The sequence below is a fragment of the Ruegeria sp. BG7 genome, from assembly GCF_056535685.1.
On record NZ_JBQFIU010000001.1, the window covers coordinates 3027775 to 3048154 of the forward strand.

23 protein-coding genes are annotated in these 20380 nt (G+C 53.5%); 11 read left to right on the plus strand and 12 right to left on the minus strand.

Going from position 1 to position 20380, the window contains the following annotated elements:
- Positions 1–156: 156 nt before the first annotated feature.
- The 6 genes from ACR3EH_RS15025 to ACR3EH_RS15050 all read right to left on the minus strand — a co-directional run bounded on the left by ACR3EH_RS15025 (position 157) and on the right by ACR3EH_RS15050 (position 4820).
- Positions 157–789: a tyrosine-type recombinase/integrase gene (locus ACR3EH_RS15025; RefSeq protein WP_171188390.1), complete on the minus strand. Its 633-nt coding sequence runs from the start codon at positions 787–789 to the stop codon at positions 157–159.
- Between the two features lie 327 nt (positions 790–1116).
- Positions 1117–2052, minus strand: a complete 936-nt coding sequence (locus tag ACR3EH_RS15030; RefSeq protein ID WP_480634836.1) for a hypothetical protein — start codon at positions 2050–2052, stop codon at positions 1117–1119.
- Positions 2053–2403: 351 nt separating this feature from the next.
- The gene (locus tag ACR3EH_RS15035) at positions 2404–3063 is read right to left on the minus strand and encodes an MFS transporter (protein ID WP_371732083.1); all 660 of its coding nucleotides are present in this window, start codon (positions 3061–3063) and stop codon (positions 2404–2406) included.
- Complete coding sequence (locus ACR3EH_RS15040) at positions 3060–3566, minus strand: SDR family NAD(P)-dependent oxidoreductase (RefSeq protein WP_171188386.1); 507 nt, start codon at positions 3564–3566, stop codon at positions 3060–3062. The genes ACR3EH_RS15035 and ACR3EH_RS15040 overlap by 4 nt, the downstream gene beginning before the upstream one ends.
- Before the next feature lie 11 nt (positions 3567–3577).
- The gene (locus ACR3EH_RS15045; RefSeq protein WP_171188384.1) at positions 3578–3922 is read right to left on the minus strand and encodes a cupin domain-containing protein; all 345 of its coding nucleotides are present in this window, start codon (positions 3920–3922) and stop codon (positions 3578–3580) included.
- 61 nt (positions 3923–3983) lie between these two features.
- Entirely contained in the window at positions 3984–4820 is an 837-nt protein-coding gene (locus ACR3EH_RS15050) for a cyclase family protein (RefSeq protein ID WP_216600514.1), read from the minus strand.
- A gap of 215 nt (positions 4821–5035) precedes the next feature.
- On the opposite strand from ACR3EH_RS15050, the gene ACR3EH_RS15055 reads away from it, so the two are divergent.
- Positions 5036–5782, plus strand: coding sequence for an IclR family transcriptional regulator (locus ACR3EH_RS15055; protein WP_171188382.1), 747 nt, complete (start codon positions 5036–5038; stop codon positions 5780–5782).
- A 140-nt stretch (positions 5783–5922) separates the two neighbouring features.
- Here ACR3EH_RS15055 and yghX read toward each other — a convergent pair whose 3' ends face one another.
- The 5 genes from yghX to ACR3EH_RS15080 all read right to left on the minus strand — a co-directional run bounded on the left by yghX (position 5923) and on the right by ACR3EH_RS15080 (position 10797).
- Positions 5923–6810: a YghX family hydrolase gene (gene yghX, locus ACR3EH_RS15060; protein ID WP_171188379.1), complete on the minus strand. Its 888-nt coding sequence runs from the start codon at positions 6808–6810 to the stop codon at positions 5923–5925.
- Between the two features lie 72 nt (positions 6811–6882).
- Positions 6883–8406: a malonate--CoA ligase gene (locus ACR3EH_RS15065; RefSeq protein ID WP_171188377.1), complete on the minus strand. Its 1524-nt coding sequence runs from the start codon at positions 8404–8406 to the stop codon at positions 6883–6885.
- Positions 8403–9701 carry a malonyl-CoA decarboxylase gene (locus ACR3EH_RS15070; RefSeq protein WP_171188375.1) on the minus strand — a complete coding sequence of 433 codons (1299 nt, stop codon included), beginning with the start codon at positions 9699–9701 and terminating at the stop codon, positions 8403–8405. Before ACR3EH_RS15070 ends, ACR3EH_RS15065 begins: the two co-directional genes overlap by 4 nt.
- Before the next feature lies 1 nt (position 9702).
- Positions 9703–10368: a GntR family transcriptional regulator gene (locus tag ACR3EH_RS15075; protein ID WP_171648744.1), complete on the minus strand. Its 666-nt coding sequence runs from the start codon at positions 10366–10368 to the stop codon at positions 9703–9705.
- A 42-nt stretch (positions 10369–10410) separates the two neighbouring features.
- The gene (locus ACR3EH_RS15080) at positions 10411–10797 is read right to left on the minus strand and encodes a YciI family protein (RefSeq protein ID WP_171188371.1); all 387 of its coding nucleotides are present in this window, start codon (positions 10795–10797) and stop codon (positions 10411–10413) included.
- 83 nt (positions 10798–10880) lie between these two features.
- Here ACR3EH_RS15080 and ACR3EH_RS15085 point away from each other — a divergent pair, with 83 nt between their 5' ends.
- Genes ACR3EH_RS15085 through ACR3EH_RS15130 form a run of 10 tightly spaced genes read left to right on the plus strand, consistent with a single transcriptional unit; the run spans position 10881 to position 19098 of the window.
- Complete coding sequence (locus ACR3EH_RS15085; protein ID WP_171188369.1) at positions 10881–11765, plus strand: fumarylacetoacetate hydrolase family protein; 885 nt, start codon at positions 10881–10883, stop codon at positions 11763–11765.
- Positions 11762–12427 (plus strand): malonic semialdehyde reductase, encoded by a 666-nt coding sequence (locus tag ACR3EH_RS15090; RefSeq protein WP_171188367.1) that lies wholly within the window; start codon positions 11762–11764, stop codon positions 12425–12427. Before ACR3EH_RS15085 ends, ACR3EH_RS15090 begins: the two co-directional genes overlap by 4 nt.
- An 18-nt stretch (positions 12428–12445) precedes the next feature.
- Positions 12446–12901 (plus strand): OsmC family protein, encoded by a 456-nt coding sequence (locus ACR3EH_RS15095; protein WP_171675700.1) that lies wholly within the window; start codon positions 12446–12448, stop codon positions 12899–12901.
- 34 nt (positions 12902–12935) lie between these two features.
- On the plus strand, positions 12936–14009 hold the full coding sequence (locus tag ACR3EH_RS15100) for a C4-dicarboxylate TRAP transporter substrate-binding protein (RefSeq protein ID WP_171188363.1): 1074 nt from the start codon (positions 12936–12938) through the stop codon (positions 14007–14009).
- 30 nt (positions 14010–14039) lie between these two features.
- On the plus strand, positions 14040–14591 hold the full coding sequence (locus ACR3EH_RS15105) for a TRAP transporter small permease subunit (RefSeq protein ID WP_171188361.1): 552 nt from the start codon (positions 14040–14042) through the stop codon (positions 14589–14591).
- Entirely contained in the window at positions 14588–15892 is a 1305-nt protein-coding gene (locus ACR3EH_RS15110) for a TRAP transporter large permease (RefSeq protein WP_171188359.1), read from the plus strand. Before ACR3EH_RS15105 ends, ACR3EH_RS15110 begins: the two co-directional genes overlap by 4 nt.
- Positions 15893–15902: 10 nt before the next feature.
- A complete protein-coding gene (locus ACR3EH_RS15115; RefSeq protein WP_171188358.1) occupies positions 15903–16769 on the plus strand; it encodes a dioxygenase family protein in 867 nt (288 codons plus the stop codon).
- A 12-nt stretch (positions 16770–16781) separates the two neighbouring features.
- Positions 16782–17597: an amidohydrolase family protein gene (locus ACR3EH_RS15120; protein WP_174839951.1), complete on the plus strand. Its 816-nt coding sequence runs from the start codon at positions 16782–16784 to the stop codon at positions 17595–17597.
- The gene (locus tag ACR3EH_RS15125) at positions 17594–17971 is read left to right on the plus strand and encodes a hypothetical protein (RefSeq protein ID WP_171188354.1); all 378 of its coding nucleotides are present in this window, start codon (positions 17594–17596) and stop codon (positions 17969–17971) included. Before ACR3EH_RS15120 ends, ACR3EH_RS15125 begins: the two co-directional genes overlap by 4 nt.
- Positions 17968–19098: a cytochrome-c peroxidase gene (locus tag ACR3EH_RS15130; RefSeq protein WP_171675702.1), complete on the plus strand. Its 1131-nt coding sequence runs from the start codon at positions 17968–17970 to the stop codon at positions 19096–19098. Before ACR3EH_RS15125 ends, ACR3EH_RS15130 begins: the two co-directional genes overlap by 4 nt.
- On the opposite strand, the gene ACR3EH_RS15135 is transcribed toward ACR3EH_RS15130, so the two are convergent.
- On the minus strand, positions 19085–20248 hold the full coding sequence (locus tag ACR3EH_RS15135; RefSeq protein ID WP_171675704.1) for a pyridoxal-phosphate-dependent aminotransferase family protein: 1164 nt from the start codon (positions 20246–20248) through the stop codon (positions 19085–19087). The two genes, ACR3EH_RS15130 and ACR3EH_RS15135, sit on opposite strands and share 14 nt — an antisense overlap.
- Between the last annotated feature and the right edge of the window lie 132 nt (positions 20249–20380).

The window sequence follows — 20380 nt, forward strand, 5'->3', positions numbered from 1 at the left end:
GTCTAACTCCAGCACCAATGTCTTACGATTTGATCGATTGCATTCGGTACCGTCACATAGACGCAGCGAAAGTCCGCAAAGCGGGCCGCAACCGCAGCATCAATATGGCGGGTTGGATGTCGGCTCTGGGCCGCCCGCGAGAGCGACCCGTGAGCGTTAAATCTCAATGGCTTCGGCGATGGCCAAGGCATCCTCGAGTTCGACGCCGAGATATTGGACTGTACTATCCATCTTAGTATGGCCAAGAGGAAGCTGAACAGCGCGAAGGTTTCCGGTTTTCTTGTAGATCTGAGTGACCTTGGTTCTCCTCATTGAATGGGTGCCGTAGGCGCTTGCCTCGAGACCGATCGACGTGACCCAGTCGCGTACAATCCGCGCATATTGACGCGTCGAGATGTGCAATCGCTCGTGAAATCGGCCGGGCCAAAGGTACTCCGAGCCGACCATCAGCTCGTCTTCCATCCACTTCTCAACAGAGGCACGAGTGCCCTCTGATATCTCAAAGCGCACGGGTTTCTGCGTCTTGCTTTGAAGTACTGAAGCCCGTTCCTTGATCTGACCCGATGACATGACATCGGCCACCTTCATCTTCACCAGATCGCAGCCGCGGAGCTTACTGTCGATTGCCATGTTGAAGAGCGCAAGATCGCGATGGTTTTCAGAAAGCTCGAGGCGCACTCGGATTGCCCAGACATGTTTAGGTTTCAGAGGGCGTTTTTGACCGACGATGCGACCTTTGTTCCAAGCGGGGCGAAGTGCACGAATGGCAGGTAAGTTTGGGGTTTCCATGGCTGATCCTCCGATCCGCCATGCCCGCCCACAACGACAACCCGACGTTGACACGATACAATATCACAGGATGCTTCATGCTGCTCGAATGACAGTGAAGCGCAGGACGCTGACTTTGCAAAGTCTTGTGTACAGGTTGCAACGGAAGTCTATTTTCTCAGTATTCCGGGCCTATGTACGGGTCCAGATCAAAAAATTTTCTTTGTGTACGAAGCGCTGGTGAGCTCTGAAACGCTTCAAGATCTCTTGGTCATTTGGCGCATTTTCCAGGAGGTCATTCGAAGAATAAGACGTTGAGGGTATCCAAAAGGGGGAAGAATTGCGGTTTTAGTTTCCGGAACGGGTTTCTATCTGTTCCCAGCACCAACTGATCACGAATGATAGCCCTCCGACTACAAAGACTATCATCGCCGCCGCTTCTATTCGGAAGACCGCAAACTCAATCGTTGGGGCTGTCACCAAAAGTGTGGCAATCGTAAAGAACATCGCTGTCCATAGCGTGTTACCACCTATTCTGTGCACGCCTATGACAGCGGAGGCAAACCCGAAGATCAATAAGACTTGATGAGACAATCCGCTGAACTCGAAACATAGGGCGGCCAAAGACCCAAGCGCCACGCCAACACCAAACCGCAATGCAGCATCAGGCACTTTTTGAAGTGGAGCCAAGACGCGGAATACGAACAGCAACGAAAGCCAATAGGATTTTTGGTTTCCGATTACGTGAGCGAGAAACGACGTCAAACTCATGCCGACAATTAAGAATAGCCAAACAGAAATTGCTTCCTTGAAAGACATGGGAGGTCGTATTGCTGATCCCGCCAAGTTAAGCCGAACGCTGAGCAAACTACCGACTGTTGCCGCGGCTAGAAAAACCAAAACATGAACGGCAATACGCTCGTCGGGTGGGATCAGTAAGTACAAGAGCAATCCGTTCAATGCAGGAACTGTCGCAAATCCACCGTTCTTGTACCCGTCAAAAGCAGCCCAACTGATCAAGACAAAACCACACAGAAAGGCGATCCACTGAAGCGGGAAGAGTGTGCATACCAGTATGCTCACCAGCACCATAAAAAACGTTCTGGCGTTAGAAACAAGACTAGAAAAGACAGACCCCAAAAAACCAGCTGAAAAACCCGCGACTGCCGCGATACCACCAAACGCAACGACCTGACCGCCAAGCAGTACGACGAGTACGGCTGTTGTACAAATTGCCAACGCCGTACTCCAAGAGAGTAATCCTCCATCGAACTTGGTTGGCACCCTTGTTCCTCCACTAAACGGCTTTTCGTCGTGAGCTAACTGTAGCCCGTACGAAGGATAATTTTTTAAACTTTCTCGGTGTTTTCGCCGACCTGAACAGGCGCTGCCTGGTTGAAAGACATGCCCCTGCCGGGCACTTTAGTGGGTCACAAAACGGGGGCAGGACACGCTTCAGTCAATGATGCAACTTGGATTCGATTTTGCACATGCTGCTCTTCCCACCAAAGGCTACATCTGTGCAGTAAGTCTAAGGTTTTGCCGATGTGGCTGCGCAAATTATCTTTTTTTTATGCCGGGTCTAATTAGCTTTGGCTCGGTGCGAGGGTCGGTTTTTAAATCCACGGCTTCAAATCAAAGAGTTGGCGACCAACGGGGATGTTCGTCGTCAACGACGAAAGCGTGCGTGTGCGTCCGTTCCCCTCGCAAGTGCGGGTGGTCCAGTGGAAGATTTTCGTGAGTGTGCGTAAGCGTTTCAGGGTCGTCATGAGGCCAAAGGCGCAGGGCGCAAAAAATGCCAATGGCACCAGTCAATGCAAGAACGAGCAACGCTTCAACGGTACCGTGCGAGGTCATCAGCCATCCCGACAAAGGGTAGGCGACCAGCCAGCAACCGTGGCTAAGTGCGAATTGCGCGGCGAACAAGGCGGGGCGGTCGGCTTCGTGAGACGATCGTCGCAACAAGCGGCCAGAGGGTGTTAGTACCGCAGAATAGCCGATGCCAACAAGGAGCCACGCCCCGAGTAGGATGGGCCATGATATGCCGAAACTCATCACCAGTATCGCCAGTACCATAAGTGTAGCAATCGCCATGGTAGCTCCCGCAATCATCACAGGGCGATCAGCTATGCGATCAAGCAGGAGCGGTAAGACAAGGGCGGACAACATGGAACCTGCCCCAAATGCAAACATGGTCCAGGCCAACGCGCTTTCTGACAGGCCTAACGTGCCGCGTACCAGCACAACCGAATTCACAAGCACCATAGCCCCAGCAGCGGCAGCAGTGAGGTTCAAAGCGAACAATCCGCGCAATACGCCGTGTAGCCAGCTGGGTGTCCCAGAATGCTGCGCGCGGAACTGACGAAAATGATCTTGCCGTATTCGCTTTGCTTCATGTGCGCCGCCGCCGCGCGTGCCAAAAGCCAGCTTTGGTTCACGTTGGCGTCCATCACTGCATTGAAGGTCTCTGGCGCCATTTCGTTGATCGGCGCGACTTTGTTCATGCCGGACGCGACAACGAGAATATCGAGCTTACCAAAATTATTTACTGCTTCTTCTACCAGCGCACCGCAGGATGCCTCGTTGGACGGGCGCGTATTCACCGCAACGACGGTTGCACCAAGCGCCTTGCACTCTTTGGCAATCTCGTCGAGCGCTTCTTGATTGCCCGCAGCCAGAACCAGATTGCACCCAGCGCCAGCCAGAACGCGCGCAGCGACCATGCCAAACGCGCCGGATGCTCCGGTGATCAGTGCGACGTTGTCTTTTACGTCAAACATCTTGAGTGGATCAGACATTCTTTTCGTCCTTAGTTTTCTGGTGGATACGGAATGACCACCAGCATTTTGCAGGTGTGGTTGGCGCGGTTTTCAATTTTACGCACTTCGCCCGGTGCGATCGTGCAGCTATCCATCGGCCCAAGAAGGATTTCGGTGCCGTCAACGATGACGGTCATCTCGCCCTCCAGTACGACGTAGACTTTCTCAAAAGGTGTGGAGTCCGGCCCAGCACCACCGCCCGGTAGGAACTGGCTGAAGCCAATCCACTGATTTGTCGGCCCGCCTTCCTCAAAGCCTTGCAAGCGAAGACCATGACACCCAAAATGGTTCGGTGCTTCGTAGGGTTGGGCGTCTTGAAAGCGCTTCAGATGCATGTCCGTCTCCGCTCAAGGTTATTGGCGGCCACCGGCGAACCGGCGACCGGTCCGTGAGTGTTCAGAAATCTTCGCCAGCTTCGATGCGGTAAGACTGGTTCTTGTCGATCATCGCAACCAATCGGATAATGCAGCCGTCGCCACGGTCCCAATTCCAAGGGAAGAACGCGAAGGTACACCGCTTGCCGGTCACCGCATCCAAATCACCACCGACGTTTTCGATGCCGAGAATGCCCTTTGAAAAAAGCATGTTGTGAACCGGCTCCCACTCTGGGAAGTCAACCTCCCAAGGGGTTCCGCCTGACCACTCGAGGTACTCTTTCTCAAGATGAGGCAAGATCGGACCGTTTCTTTGCGGACCGATGGCAGTCGCCAACGGGTGATCGTTCGCTTGGGTGTCGTGCCCAACGACTTTCACACCTTTTTCGATCATCCACTCAGCAGCGGAAGGCACGAGACCCGGGCAATAAGCAAAGTAGTCACCGTCTTCATACTGCTTGTGCCAACCGGTGTTGATGATCAGCACGTCGCCTTTGCGAATTGCATGACCACAGGCCTTTTCCAGATCATCTCCTGTGATTTGCTCCCATTTCTTTTTGGGCACGGAAACCACCAGGCCAGAGCCGAAAAAATGGGGGAGCGGAACCTCGTCGATGAACGGCGTTCCCTGAACGACGTGCGCTGGTGCATCAATATGAGTGGTTACGTGCATCGTCGTGGTAATCGTCTGAGACAACACGCCGGACTTGACCATGTAGTGCTTTCGGTCGATCTGGACGTCTTTGAAATAGGGCCAGTTGGGGCACTGAAACCCGTATCTGTGGCTAAGGTTGAAAAACTCAATCCCCATGTCATTGTCGGTGTTTGCCTGAAACTCAATGCCGCGAATTTCGACCATTGGGCATATCTCCTCTGTTCGCCGGCAATGCGGCGGCGTTCGCATTTCAATTGTCTGGGTGGCCTCCCCACCTGTCCCGTATGATGATGCATACGCACCGCATTATGGTCAACCAAAAACTCACTATACGGTTGACTTGCACCGCATTGTGATACAACACTAGAAACCGCCAGGCATTCGGAGCTACGATGCCAAGACAGAACGAGGTAGGATAAATGTCTGAAAAAGAAAATAAAGGTGGCATTCAGGTCATTTCCAGAGCGGCCTCTATTTTGCGCGTTCTAAAAGAAAGCCAATCCGGCATGAGTTTGGGAAAAATAGCCGAGCGGGTTGACCTGCCCCGCTCTACGGTACAGAGAATCACAAGTGCACTTGCGGAAGAAAAACTTGTCATCGCAGATGCAAATGGGGGTGGTTTGAGGCTCGGTCCTGAATTAAGCGCTCTCGCGGGCGCTGCGCAGTATAGCATCGTCGAACACTGCCGGTTGCTTTTGACGGAACTGACCCAAAAGACTGGGGAAACCACAGACCTCGCAGTCATGCGCGGCATCGGCATGGTCTTCTTAGATCAGGTCCCGGGCGTATACCGTTTGACGACTGTTTCGCAAGTTGGCGAAGTCTTTCCCTTGACCACCACAGCAAACGGCAAGGCCTGTCTGGCCAGACTTTCCAACCAGGAAGTAATCAAACTGGTTCAAAATGAGTGGGATCGAAATGGTATTCAAAGAAGTTTGGATGAGTTTCTTTCTGAAATAGACGCGGTCCGCAAACAGGGGTTGGCCTATGACTTAGACGAACACTCAGTTGGTGTGTCCGCAATCGGGTTTTCATTTTTCGATTGGGTCGGGGATTTGCACGCGATCTCAGTTCCAGTACCGTCGACCCGGTTTCCAAGACAACGCGACACCATCGAACAAGCTCTGCTTGAAACAGCCTCAAATATCCACCAAACCTTCCAATGAGTACATTAAAGCGACTTCAGCAAGATAGAGGCTCGCGTTATTTCAAGTTTTAGGTCTGCGATCGACTCGAAGAAACACTTAGCGTTCGACTGAACGACTTGTTGCTTCGTCCGCATAACTGACTTAGTAGATTACACCAATTACTTCAGATAGGTGTTGAACCACTCAATTGTGCGGTCCCAGGCTAGGTTTGCCATTTCCTCATCATAGCGTGGCGTACTGTCGTTATGAAAACCGTGGTTGGCGTTTTCATAAATATATGCCTCATAAACTTTTTCGTTTGATCGTAGAGCGGCCTCAAAATCTGGCCAGCCTGCGTTGATGCGCTCGTCAAGCTCTCCCATCTGAATCAGCAGCGGTGCCTGAATTTTGGCTACATCTTCAGATGCTGGCTGGCGACCATAGAACGGCACGCCAGCGGCCAGTTCCGGATAGGCAACAGCAATAGCACTGACTACGCCGCCGCCATAGCAGAAACCCACTGCGCCGACCTTTCCGGTGCTGTCACCTCGGTTCAAAAGGTATTCAAATCCATTGAAGAAGTCGTTCATCAACTCGACCCGGTCCACTGTCTTTTGCAACTCGCGCCCATCTGCGTCGTTGCCTGGGTACCCGCCCACGGACGTTAGGCCGTCCGGAGCCAGAGCCATGAAGCCGGCTTTCGCCAATCTGCGCGCTACATCTTCGATATAGGGATTAAGGCCACGGTTTTCGTGAATGACCAGCACAGCTGGCAGAGGTTTCTCTTCGCCTGCGGGCCGGACAAGGTAGCCCCGCACGTCACCGGTGCCATTTGGCGAGGGGTAGGTGATGTAGTCTGCATGGATGTCGGGATCGTTGAATGACACCTGCTCGGCCAATGCATAATTTGGGCTGAGCATGTTCAGCAGCGCGACCGCCGATAGGCCGCCGACTGTAAACTTACCAGCGCGATCCAGAAACTGGCGTTTAGTGATTTTTCCGTGCGCGTAAAAGTCGTAAAGATCTAGAAGCTCTTGGTCGAAGTCTTTTGCCGTCATGCGGGTCATTGTGACTCTCCTGATGAATTGGCAGTTCTTAAGTTGAGGTTATTGGATGCTTTGGAGTTTCCGGCGGGTCTGCTACAACACACCCACTTGCAGTTCCTTTTGAGAATACTGATCGCGCAGCACGTTCTTTTGAACCTTTCCCATTGTATTTCGAGGCAGGCCCGAGACGATTTCGTAGCTGCGGGGATGTTTAAAGCGTGAAAGCTTGTCTTTGACCGTCTCGGCCAACTTCTTCATGTCAAGTTGTGCACCGGGGTCGGCAACCAGAACGGCGATAATCGCCTCGCCGAAATCGCTATCGGGAACTCCAAAAACTGCTGATTCCAAAACGCCATTGAAGTCGTTCAAGATGTCTTCGATTTCTTTGGGATACACGTTGTAACCACCAGTAATGATCAGGTCTTTTGACCGACCGACAATCGACAGGTAGCCTTCTTCACTGTACCGGCCCAGATCTCCGGTGATGAAAAACTCATTCTCTCGAAGCTCCTCGGCGGTTTTTTCGGGCATCCGCCAATAGCCTTTAAAAACATTGGGTCCGCGCACTTCGATCATTCCCACCTCGCCCTGGGGCAGCGATTCCCCGGTTTCAGGGTTGGTCACGATCACCTCGGTGCCGGGTAGCGCCATGCCAACCGTTCCCGCGCGGCGCTCACCACTATACGGATTAGAGGTGTTCATGTTCGTCTCGGTCATACCGTAGCGCTCAAGGATGCGGTGGCCGGTCCGCGCTTCGAACGCCACATGGGTTTCCGCCAGCAGCGGAGCTGAGCCGGAAATGAACAGACGCATGTTCCCCGTGACCTCATTGGTGAAACCTTCGTCCGCCAGCAATCTGGTATAAAAAGTGGGGACGCCCATCAGAAGGGTCGAGCGAGGCAATTCATCCAAGATCACACCAACATCGAATCTTTCCATTAACCGAACCTTGGCCCCGGCGAGAAGCGATGTGTTCATCGCCACGAATAACCCATGCGTGTGAAAAATCGGCAACGCGTGAACTAAGCGGTCAACGTTCGTGATGCCCCACAAATCAACAAGCGTTTGAGCATTCGACAGCAAGTTCCGATGGCTGAGCATCGCGCCCTTCGACCGGCCCGTGGTGCCTGATGTATAGAGAAGCGCCGCGAGATCCTCTGCCCCGCGATCCAAAGTTTCGAAAACACAGGGCTGTTCGTCCGCCGCGTGGCTTAAACTTGAATCTTCGCCGCCAAGGGTCAGCAGGTTAGCGCCGCAACGGGCTGCCAATTGTTCGAGTTCTGCTTTGTCTTTGGTGTCACAGACGATCAATGCAGGTTGTGCGTCAGAGATGAAGTAGTCCAACTCTGCCAACGTATAAGCAGTGTTGAGCGGCATGTAGACAGCACCTGCCTGAACTGAAGCAGCGTAGAGCGCAATCGTATCGGCCAGTTTAGGAGCCTGTACTACGATGCGATCACCGGGTGAAACTCCGCTTTTTTTCAACACGTGCGCGATCTGCGCGGCACGCCTATGGAACGCGTCATAAGATACTACCCGGCCATCATCGAGTTGCAGGAACGGAGCCTCGTTGCCCTCATGCTGGGCAAACAGGCTGTCGTATAGAGTGTTGGTCACGCGGTATTTTCCCTTGGCTTGGTCGCAAGCGCAGCGGTTGAGGCCGCGCGAACAGAACGCGAGGCTTCGATCGTCGCATGTGTCGCGAACTCTTCGTGATGACGTTCTGTTTTGTTTAAATCGTACAGGTAGTTCACCATCGCACCGCCGGATTGTGATCGTCCGTTCGGTGACAAATCGGCTTCTGCGTGCAACTCGTGCAACTCGGCACCGTTTCCGAGGTGAAAGCGGGCCACAGGATCTAGCGGCATCCCGTCTTCGCGCTTGGCAAACATCAAGTATCGCGCAGCCATCCCGCGTACGACTTGTGGCGTGGCTTTGTCTGCCAGCATGGCCTGAGCTGCATGGCCGTATTCCGAGTTTTCGGTTTTCCCGGTCAGCCAACGCTTGAGCCCCGGTATAGGCGACAAGGTTACAAAGGTGTTAAGCTGCTGAAGCTCTCGCGACAGCTCAGTTACAACCTGTTTGATCAACAGATTGCCAAAGCTGATACCGGTTAAACCTTTTTGGCAATTCGAGATAGAGTAGAACGCCGCGACTTTCGCTTGCTCGGCTTCGATTGGTTCTCGATCTTCAGAAAGTAGTGTGTCTATCGCATTCGGGATTTCAGCGGTCAGAGCGACCTCAACAAATATCAGTGGCTCGTCTGGCATCGATGGATGGAAGAATGCAAAACAACGACGATCAGGCGGATAGAGTCTGCGCCGCAAATCATCCAGATCGTTGATTTGGTGCACCGCCTCATACGCAACGATTTTGTCCAGAACGCGAGCAGGAGTGTCCCAGCTGATTTGCTTGAGGACAAGAAAACCTCGGTTGAACCAACTGCGTAACAAATGAACGAAATCGATATCTGTTCGCTTAAATTCTGGATTGGTTTCGAGAAAGCGCAGCAGGTCAACACGCATGGCCACAATTTCTTGCGTCGCACCAGTAGGTTGGTTCAAGCGTCGCAGCAATTCTTGACGCCGTGGCTCTGCCACCTCGTTTAGCCTTTGATAAAGGTCGACACTTCGATCACTGGCGTAGAGGCGCGCTAATTCGAAAAGCTGATCCGCGTCCAGCTCTAGATGGTCATTCAAATAGGCAAAAAAGTTTAGTTTCTCCGGATCACCCAGGGTTTGATAGCGATCAAGGATCGTAGACGCGAGCGTGAAACCGGAAACTTCACCTTCTGCGGACAATAGCGCCTCACAAAGTTCTACAATGGATCGTTTGTCATCCCTGCCGCGCCTTTTGCCAGGACGGTCCAGCAATTGGTTTAATAGGTCACCCAGAAACCAATTCCGCTGCATTTCAGGGCTCCATCTGGCTGCTGAGGTATTCGCCTGTCCGACGATAGTGATCAATCAGGTGCCGGGTTGCGCTGTCTACGTCGTGATTTAATGCGGCGTCCAGGATCTGCTGATGCTCGGCGGCTATGTCCCGCTTTTTGTAGCTTGAACCTCCGGCCGCCAAATAACGGTAGCGAATGTTAAGATCGTAAAGTTGCGAGCAATACCGCAGCAGCAACGGCAGTTTCGAATTGTCCAGCAATGCCATATGAAACGCCTTGTGAGCGTCTTCGAAATCGCGCGCCCCATTTTGGCTGGCCTTTTTCATATGATGGTGACGCAAAACAAGCCTGTCCTCCCAGGCGGCATCCGCGTTTGCGATCGAGGCACGCAGCGCAGTTTCCTCAAGGTTGCAGCGCAGCAGAAGGATTTCTTCGAAGTTACACTTGCTGACCGGCGCAGCCCGAAACCCGCGTTGGTCGATCCGCTCGACCAACATGTCCGATGTCAAAAGGCTTAGTGCTTCGCGAACAGGGCTGGCGCCGGTTTCCAGCAGCCCGCGAAGTTGTTCAATCTTGAGCTTTTGTCCAGGAGGCAGCTCGCCGGTCAGGATCATTTTGCGCAGCCTTCGATACGCACCATGGGTGGCTGAAGTCTCCTTGACCTCTGTATCAAGCATGGCGTCCATATCTGACGGTTCCTTTTTCGCGGCAAAATCTCTGGAGTGCTTTTAGCTAAGTGCACTCATTCCAGTTGACAGGCCAACTGAAAGGTTCAGCGAGCCTTCGTTTATCATCCATCTGCGCAGAACAAAGCTGCGTGCCCCGCTTTTGTGCATTGGGTCCTCCTCGGCCAGTTTTCGGGCGACTTCAAGACTGTCAGCGCGGTAGATGATCAGACCCATACCTTGCATATGCTCTCCTGTTTCATCCGACATTGGTCCGGCAAAAGCGAGCTTCCCCGAACGTTCAAGTTGCGCCTGATATGCCAAGTGATCTGGAAGCGAAGCCTTTACATCTTCCGGGGCTTTGGCCGGGGTGCTGTGTGCAACGTAAAGTTCCAAAGCAAGAGCGCCACGGCTTTTTGCTTCTGATTTATAGTCTGACCAGGCAACCATCGGCGCTCTCCAAAATATCGATATTATTTGACATATGGCAAAATAGTCGGCAAAAATCAAGCGAACTGACATGGATGGTGAGAATGAAATACTTGGTGGGTGAGACTTCGGAAGGCACAGCGGTTTTTGCCGTAGACGGAGAAAACGCAGTGAATCTAACGTCTTTGGACCCTGCCGTTGGTCCCGATCTGATGGGGCTGATCTGCACGCCTGGACTGGTCGATTCGCTTTCTGAAAAAATCGTCGCTTCAGAAAGCGTTCCTGTCTCCTCTGTTACACCAGCGCTGCCCGTAGCATCGCCCGGCACGATCATTTGCATGGGATTGAATTATACGGACCACATCAAAGAGGGAGGGTATGACATCCCAAAGTATCCTGCTCTGTTCATGCGCGGGAAAAACTCGATCATGGCCGCCGGTCAGCCGATGGTGCGCCCGTCCTGCTCGGAACAACTGGATTACGAGGCAGAGCTGATGCTGATCGTCGGAAAGGGCGGTCGCCATATTTCGGAAAAGAACGCATTGGATCATGTGTTCGGCTATACCGTGTTCAACGACGGGTCTGTAAGAAACTACCAGCGCAAGACGCACCAATGGACGCCGGGAAAGAACTTTGATGACACTGGTGCGGTCGGTCCGTTTACCGTGACACCAGACGAGCTGCCTGAAGGGGCGTCCGGCCTTAAAATCGAAAGCCGTGTGGGCGACGAAATCCTTCAAAGCTCGAACACTGCCAACATGATTTGGGGCGTTCGTCAGGTCATTGCGACGATTTCCGAGTACACTACTCTGGAGCCCGGAGATCTTATTGCGCTGGGTACACCGCCGGGTGTTGGGCACGCTAAGAAGCCAAACCCTAGATGGTTGAAGCCGGGCGAAACCGTCGAAATCGAGATTGAGGGCATCGGCGTCTGCGCCAGCCCGATTGTCGACGAAAAAGAAGCAAAATCGAAGGTGGCCGCAGCATGAGCGCGCCAACCGGGGCAGAGCTGGAGGCACTTCGCGCCAAGGCACAGCAAGATCATCGTGATCTGCGCGAGCGCATTCCGCGTTTGTCGGACGATGCAATTGCCTTGATCCTGCGCGAGTCTAGGTCCCACTATGCGTGGACCGACCAGCCAGTTTCTGACGATCTGCTTGAAGAGATTTACGACATCACGATCAACGGCGCGACCAGCATGAATACGTTGCCCGCGCGCTTCGTTTTTGTGAAAAGCCCCGAAGGAAAAGAGCTACTTGCAAAGTCGCTAAAGCCGAAGAACGTGCCAAAAATGATGGATGCGCCGGTCACGGCGATAATTGCCTATGACATGGACTTCTGGAAGGAATTGCCTTTTCTCTTCCCGCACGAAGATCGTCGGCCATTGTTCGAAAACAATCCCGATTACGTGGCCGACACGGCGTTTCGTAATGGCACGCTTCAGGGCGCTTATTTCATGATTGCGGCCCGCGCTGTCGGGTTGGACGTCGGCGCCATGTCAGGATTTTCGAACAAGGTCGTCGACGAAGAGTTCTTTGCGGGTACGACGCTCAAGTCCAACTTTTTGTGCAACCTGGGTTACGCAGATGAAACCGGATTGTTTCACAAGCTGCCGCGCTTTCCATTCGAAAAGGTGTGCTCTTATGCTTGAGGAGGTGATGCTGTGGCCATGAAAGTGAAACCTGTCGTCACTTACCGTACAACAGCTCAGTGCCCGACTCATGCGCGGACTGAAATACCTATTCGCGATCTTGATGTTGTTGTCGATGAACCCGTCGAACGCGGCGGGACAAATCTTGGTCCGTCTCCGACCGAAACCGCAATGGCAGCCCTGATCGCCTGTACAAACGTCATCGGGCACAAGAACGCGCATCGCTTGGGAATTGATCTTGGCACAGTGACAATTGACGCGAAATGCAGGTTGGATCGGCGTGGTGTTCTAATGGAAGAGGAGATTGATGTTCCGTTTCCGGAAATTGAACTCACCGTGAATTGTGAAACACCCGCCAGTCAGGAGGAGTTGACACGCGTGGGTGAGGAAACGGCCAAATATTGCGCCATTGCAAAACTGTTCGAAGCGGCAGGCACTGACCTGACCGTCAACTGGGTCAAAACAAATAGCTAAAAGTCAAAAGACCCGACTTTCTGGGAGGAGAGAAATGAAAAACTGGACCAAACGCAGCCTTGTTGCGGCTGCTGTGGCAAGCGTCATGGCGATGCCTGTTAAGGCGGAAGAGACCATTTCAGCCGTTGTGATTGATGGGTACCCAGATCGGGCCCTGTGGGTGAAGGAATTCACCAACTTCTTTATTCCGGAAGTGGACAAGCGGCTGGCTGAGTCCGGCAACTACAAGATGAACTGGCAAGAGAACTACGGCGGTTCGATCGTCAAGCCGAAGGGTGTTTTGGAAGGTGTCCAACTTGGCCTTGGCGATATTGGGATTGTCACAACGATCTTCCATTCTTCAAAACTTCCCAGTCAGGGTATTTCGGGCTCGACACCATTCGTTGCGTCGGATGCCCGCGCAGTGGCCAAGGCGGTTGACGAGATCGCGCGAGAATATCCGGCTATGCAGAATGAGTTTGCTGCGCAAAATCAGGTTTATCTGGCGACGGGCGTTGTGCTCGACACATATCAGATGTTCTGCTCAGAGCCGGTTGAGAAAGTTGCAGATCTTGAAGGACGCAAGATCGCGGGTGCCGGCCTGAATTTACGCTATCTCGAGGGGATCAAGGACGCGGCGGGCGTACGCGGAGGCCTCACTGATTTCTACAACATGGTTCAAACCGGCCTTGTCGATTGCGTGATGATTTGGCCGGAAGCTTCCAAGACGTTCAAGATCGTAGAAGTGGCCCCTTACATGTTGAAGGCAGACCTTGGCGCGGTGAATACAAAAACAGTTACAGTTAACGCCGATTACTGGGCAAATCTGCCAGACGAGGTCAAAGACGTACTCCAGGCCGTGGCTATCGACTACCGTGACCACGTGGCAGGTATTGCAATGGATCGAGCCGCTGCGTCACGAGATGCATTTGTAGAAGCTGGCGGATCGATCATTGAAATCTCGGACGAAGACCGCGCTGCGTGGGCAAATGCGATGCCCAATGTTGCGCAGGAATGGGCTGAAACGCTGAATGAGAACGGCGAGCAGGGCACAGATATGCTGGCCGCTTATCTCGGCAAGCTTCAGGATGCCGGTTTCACTGGTGTGCGGGACTGGACGGCCGAATAATCGTTCGGCGACCCGAGAAAGGGGCCAGACATGCTGAAGACCGCAGTTGCCGTCCTTTCGCGGGTCGCCAATTCGCTTGCAATAACTGCCAACGCCCTGGGCACGCTCGTCGTCCTAGCGTTGGTGGTCATTCTCAATGTCGACGTCGTTGCGCGCGGGCTGTTTTCGGCTCCGCTTCGAGGCACTTACGAAATGGTGCAGTTTTCGGTCGTGATGATTGTTTTTCTGCAATTGCCCGACGTGGTCAGGGTGGACCGGCTGACACGTTCGGACGGGTTCCTGAACCTGATACACCACCGCCGCCCCGGTCTGACAGCCAACCTCAGACGCATTATTAACGCCATCTCGGCGATCTTCATGGCCTTGATCGCTTATGTGACCTTCCCTGAATTTCTTCATATGTGGGAGACGCAAGACTATTTCGGAGTTCCGGGTCTTTTCACACTGCCATGGTGGCCGGTCAAACTGGTCATCGCGTGCGGTACTGCGCTTGCCTGCGTGATTTTCCTGCTCAAGGTCGTCACGGCGCAGGACCGCCCGCAACTTATTCGCACACCTGAACATGACGAGGCCGCAGAATGACGCCGATTGAGATTGGCCTGATCTCGGTCGTTGCTATCGTCTTTCTGATTTACGCGGGCGTCTACATCCCGATTGCTCTGGGCGTGGTCTCGTTCGTGTCGATCTGGCTGATGCGGGACAACTTCACGCTTGCGCTCAACCTGCTGAAAGTGGCGGTCGGCGACAGTGCGATGGAATACAGCTTTGCGACCATTCCCTTGTTTACCTTCATGGGACTCATCGTTTCAAAGGCTGGGTTGGGCAAGGACATTTACGAAGTCATGACCATGCGGTTTCGCAAGGTCAAAGGCGGAATTGGAATGGCAACCGTTGGGGCCAATGCCGTTTTTGCTGCCGTAACTGGGTCTTCAATTGCATCCGCATCCGTGTTCACCAAAGTCTCGGTCCCGCAAATGATTGCGCAGGCCTACAACCCCCGCTTTGCTGTTGGCGTAGTGGCCGGGTCCTCGGTTTTGGGCATGATTATCCCGCCTTCTGCGATGCTGATTATCTATTCCTTCGTCGCGGAACAGTCCGTAGGAGATATGTTTCTGGCTGGGGTTATTCCTGGGATTATGCTGGCAATCGCATATGTCGGCGCGATCTGGGTCATGGGGCGTTTCACACCATCTTTCGTTGGAGGCCGCGTCGTCGAAGACACCGAGTGGATGTCAGGGCGCGAGATCGCATCTAAAACCCTGCCGACATTGTTCATCATCACCGTGGTGCTCGGCGGCATTTACACGGGGTGGCTAACTGCTGTCGAGGCAGGGGCAGCCGGGGCTCTGGTCGCGCTGGTTATCGCCGTTGCGCGCAAATCCATGACGCCCAGAGCCTTCTGGGATGCGTTGCTGGAGACCGGCCATATCACAGCGGCGATCCTGTTCCTGATCACAGCAGCGTCAATCTACAGCCGCATGCTGGGACTCGCCGGGCTACCCAACCAGTTGCAGGAATTGCTCGCTGGGAATTCGGCGTCCTTCTGGTCGATCATGCTGCTCTACGTTCTCTTGATGCTTTTTCTGGGAACTTTGCTCGATACAGCGTCCATTATTCTGATCGTCGTCCCGCTGTTCCTGCCCATGGCCGAAGCCCTGGACATGTCGTTGATTTGGTTTGGCATTATCACTGTGGTCGGCGCCGAAATCGGGCTTTTGACCCCGCCTTTGGGCATATCTTGCTTCGTCATCAAATCGACGATCAACGATGACCGAATATCGCTCAAGGATGTGTTCATGGGCGCACTTCCCTTTGCGTTCGTGATGCTGATCGTTCTGTTTATTCTGATCGAGTTCCCGATCCTCAGCCTTGCCCTGATTTAAGGAGGCACAGATGCGCTCTGTCACCAAAGATAATATCACCAACGTTTTCATGGGATACCTGTCCAAGGACACCGGTCCGCGGATGCGCGAAATCATGGGGTCACTTGTCAAACACCTTCATGACTTCGCGCGCGAAACCAACCTGACGCATGACGAATGGCGCGCTGGGATTGCGTTTCTCGAGGGCTGTGCCGCTGTGGAAACCGAGGACCGGCACGAGTTTGTGCTGGCGTCGGACGTCCTGGGCCTGTCTTCTTTGGTGGACATGCTGCATTCAAGTCCAGACGCAACAAGTTCGTCGGTGTTGGGCCCGTTTCATGTATCCGGCGCACCTCCGCTGCCCATGGGTGGGGATATGAAACGACACTACGGCGGGCCGGTTCTGCTTGCTGAAGGCATCATTCGAGACACAGCGGGCAATCCAATTGCAGGAGCAGAACTCGACATCTGGCAAACGGCACCCAACGGCCTCTACGCCAGTCAGGATGAAGAACAGGACACCTACTCTTTCCACGGGTTGATGACAGTTGGTGACGATGGCAGATACGCGTTCACCACAGTAAAGCCAGTTGAATACACTGTGCCGTCTGACGGGCCAGTTGGCGATATTCTGCGTGCTTGTGGTCGCCATCCGTGGAGGCCCTCACACCTGCACTTTATCGTCAAAGCCCCCGGCTATCGCTCACTCGTGACCGAGATTTTTCCGGACGACGATCCCTATCTGGATCAGGATACGGTCTTTGGTGTTCGAGACGATCTGGTGATGACGTATGTTGAACGACCAGCTTCGGAATTTCCCGATGACATGGCACTTTCTGGTAGGATCACTGAACCTTACCTGCACGTGAATTTCGACGTCACGCTTGCTCGGGACTGAACGCTATGGAGGATGCTTGAAGTGCTAAAATACATATTCATTGTATGTGCAGCGCTAGTCAGCGGAGTGGCCATCGCCGATGAGCGACCGATTTTCGATGCACATATTCACTACAGCCATGATGCCGTGAAACTGGTTCCGCCCGAACAAGTGGCCAAAATCCTGCGGGATGCAGGCGTGCGGAAAGCCCTGGTTTCCAGCTCGGACGATAGCGGAACGCAACTGCTTTTGGCTGCAGCGCCGGACATCGTTGTTCCGGCACTTCGTCCCTATCGTCGTCGCGGTGAGATCAACACCTGGATGCACGACGAAACAGTAATCGATTATCTGGAAGCAAATCTGTCGAAGAACGCCTACGAAGCCATCGGCGAGTTTCACGCCTATGGGGACGATATCAAAACGCCGGTTATCCAGCGTATGATCGCACTGGCGAAGGAACGGAACTTAATTCTGCACCATCACGGTGATCGCGACGCGGTTGACCTGATCTTCGAAACCTGGCCGGAGGCTCGGGTATTGTGGGCACATTCTGGCTTTGACGATCCGGGAAAGGTTGTCGACGCTTTAAATGCGTATCCCCGGCTTTGGGCCGATCTGGCGTTCCGTTCCGACATGGTCTCGCGGGGTCGTGTCGATCCGGATTGGCAAGCTGCGTTCGAAGCGCATCCTGATCGGTTTATGGTCGGTACCGATACATTTGCGCCGGAGCGCTGGTATTACGTTGGCCCGCATGCAGATTTTTCGCGCGCTTGGCTGGATTTGCTTCCAGACCAGATAGCGGACAACATTGCCTATGCCAACGCAGAACGATTGCTGGCGACAAAATGATCCGCTGGCTCGTCTGGTTTCTGGTATCTTCCGGCGCTGCCGTCGCTTGTGAGGCGACCGGGCAACGGATGGGTTCGGAAATTCAGAACGCGCCTGCTGTGCATGTGACTGTCAACGAAATTCCGTTGGCTCAACCGTTTTCAATACTCCTCACTGTGTGCAGCGAAATTGCCGTGAGTGATATGCGCGTCGATGCAATCATGCCTGCTCACCAACACGGGATGAACTACCTTCCAGTCGTCACTGCAAAAGGCGACGGTGTGTTCCGTGTTGATGATATGCTGTTTCACATGCCGGGAATGTGGGAGCTTCAAGTGGACGTCGAATACAACGGGCAATCGGTATCCTACACCTTTGACATTGCGCTGAAATGAAGTTGTGGGTGACAGCTGCGCTAGTCTTACTGACGAGTTCGGTGCGTGCAGAAGTCCTATTGTCAGAAGACGAAATCCAACAAACGCTGTCCTTTGGGCCGTGGCCACCATCATTCCAACCTGATCCAAGCAACAGGGTTTCAAACGATCCCCGAGCGATTGCGCTGGGAAGAGCCTTGTTCAATGATCCCGTGCTGTCGGTCGACGGCGCATTTGCTTGTGCAAGTTGTCATGATCCTGAACAGGCATTTACCACGCAGGAGGCGCGGGCGAATGGGCGCGTTCTGTTGGACAGGAACTCACCATCACTGCGAAACCTGGCTGGTCTCCGCTGGTACGGATGGGTAGGCAAGAGCGACAGTCTTTGGGCGGCCAGTCTGCATCCGATCATCGAAGCTGAAGAGATGGCGCATACCAAAGCAAGCCTAAAGACAGCCATCTCCGAGAGTGCCTACCTTGATGACTTTGAAGCTATTTATGGCGTCATGCAAGATCAAGACCCAGAGCTTGTTCTTGTGAATACAGCAAAAGCTCTTTCGGCTTACTTGGAGAACTTGGTTACCGAACGGACGCAGTTTGACGATTTTCGCGATGCCTTAGAGCGTCGAGATTTTCCAGCGGCTGCGTACTATCCCGAAGCAGCCCAGCGAGGTCTTCAGCTGTTTTTAGGGCGCGGGAATTGCGCGTTCTGCCATAATGGCCCGAGATTTTCCAACAACGAATTCCACGACGCGGGCGTGCCATATTTTCTGAGTGAAACCGAAGTCGACGATGGCCGGTTCGGAGGGCTGAACTTTTTGCTCTCCAGCCCTTACACATTGGACGGATACTGGACTGACGATCCGGAAAAGCAAGGCGCGTGGGCGGTCCGAAATGTACGCAGGAGCCATTCCGATTTTGGAACCTTTCGTACTCCCAGCCTTCGAGGTGTGGCCGAAACCGCCCCCTACATGCATGACGGCAGCCTGGATGATCTGGACGCCGTGGTCCGACACTATAACGAAATTGATATAGAAAGGCTTCACGCCGATGGCGAAGCCATACTCTCTGAACTGAATTTATCCGAGCAGGAGATTGCAGACCTGGTTAAGTTTTTGGAGACTCTGTCCGGCGTTACGCGGCCTTGAGATACTCCAATGCAGCCTGAGTACCGCCTGTAGTGTGCGGCACGCCGCTTTTGGCGAGTCCCATTTCTACGCCTGAGAGTGTGCCCATCAACATCAGGTCGTTGAAATCGCCCAAGTGACCTATTCGGAATACCTTGTCGGCTACTTTGGATAGACCATTTCCGAGTGAGATATCATAGTGCTCCAGCGCCGTCGCACGAAAGGCATCAGCAGAATGTCCCTCAGGCACTTTGACAGCGGTCAGTACGCCTGACTCCTGACCTTGGCGGGCACACAATACCTCAAGCCCCCATGCTTGCACGGCAGCTCGAGTCGCGGCTCCGTGGCGGGCATGACGAGCGAATACGTTCTCCAGCCCCTCCTCGTGCAACATATCGATGGCCTCATTCAATCCATAGATAAGATTGGTGCCAGGGGTATAAGGGAAGAACCCTTTCTGGTTCGGCTCGACCATATCCTGCCAATTCCAATAGCTGCGTGGCATGGTCACGGATTTTGAATGTTCCAGAGCACGATCGCTCACAGCGTTGAAGCTGAGACCCGGCGGTAGCATCATCCCTTTTTGCGAACCGGAGACACAGACATCTACGCCCCATTCGTCGAACCTAAGATCGATCGATGCAAGGCCAGAGATTGAATCAACCAAAAGAAGGGCAGGGTGTTTCGCCGTGTCTATTGCCCTGCGCACTTCCTCAATAGGCGAGACTGACCCGGTAGAAGTTTCATTGTGGACGACGCATACCGCCTTGATCTCGTGCTGACTGTCCGCGCGCAAGCGGTCTTCTATCTGATTGGGGTCCGCACCGCCACGCCAATCCCCTTCAATCAACTCTGGCTGTAACCCAATTTTTTCAGCCAAGTTGCACCACATGAATGCGAAATGTCCTGTTTCGTACATGAGAACATTTCCGCCCGGCGACACTGTGTTCACAAGCGCAGCTTCCCACGCGCCTGTACCGGATGAAGGGTAGATAAAGACGTTTTGTTCTGTCTTGAAAATTGTTTTCATCCCAGCGAGGGCTTTGTGGCCTACTTCTGCAAAATCTGGCCCCCGGTGATCGATGGTCTGCATGCTTATGGCCTTCAGGATGCGTTCCGGCACGGCAGTTGGCCCTGGGATTTGCAAAAAATGTCTGCCCGCCTGGCGCATCTGAACTGATCCTTCCGCTGGCGCCGAAACAGTGGCGCAATTACCTATTGGCAAAAGTTAATTATGAATTCATTATTCAGTCAACGGTGAAGTGAAGCTTCTAATTGGCTAGTTGGGAAGGGAAGGCGAACC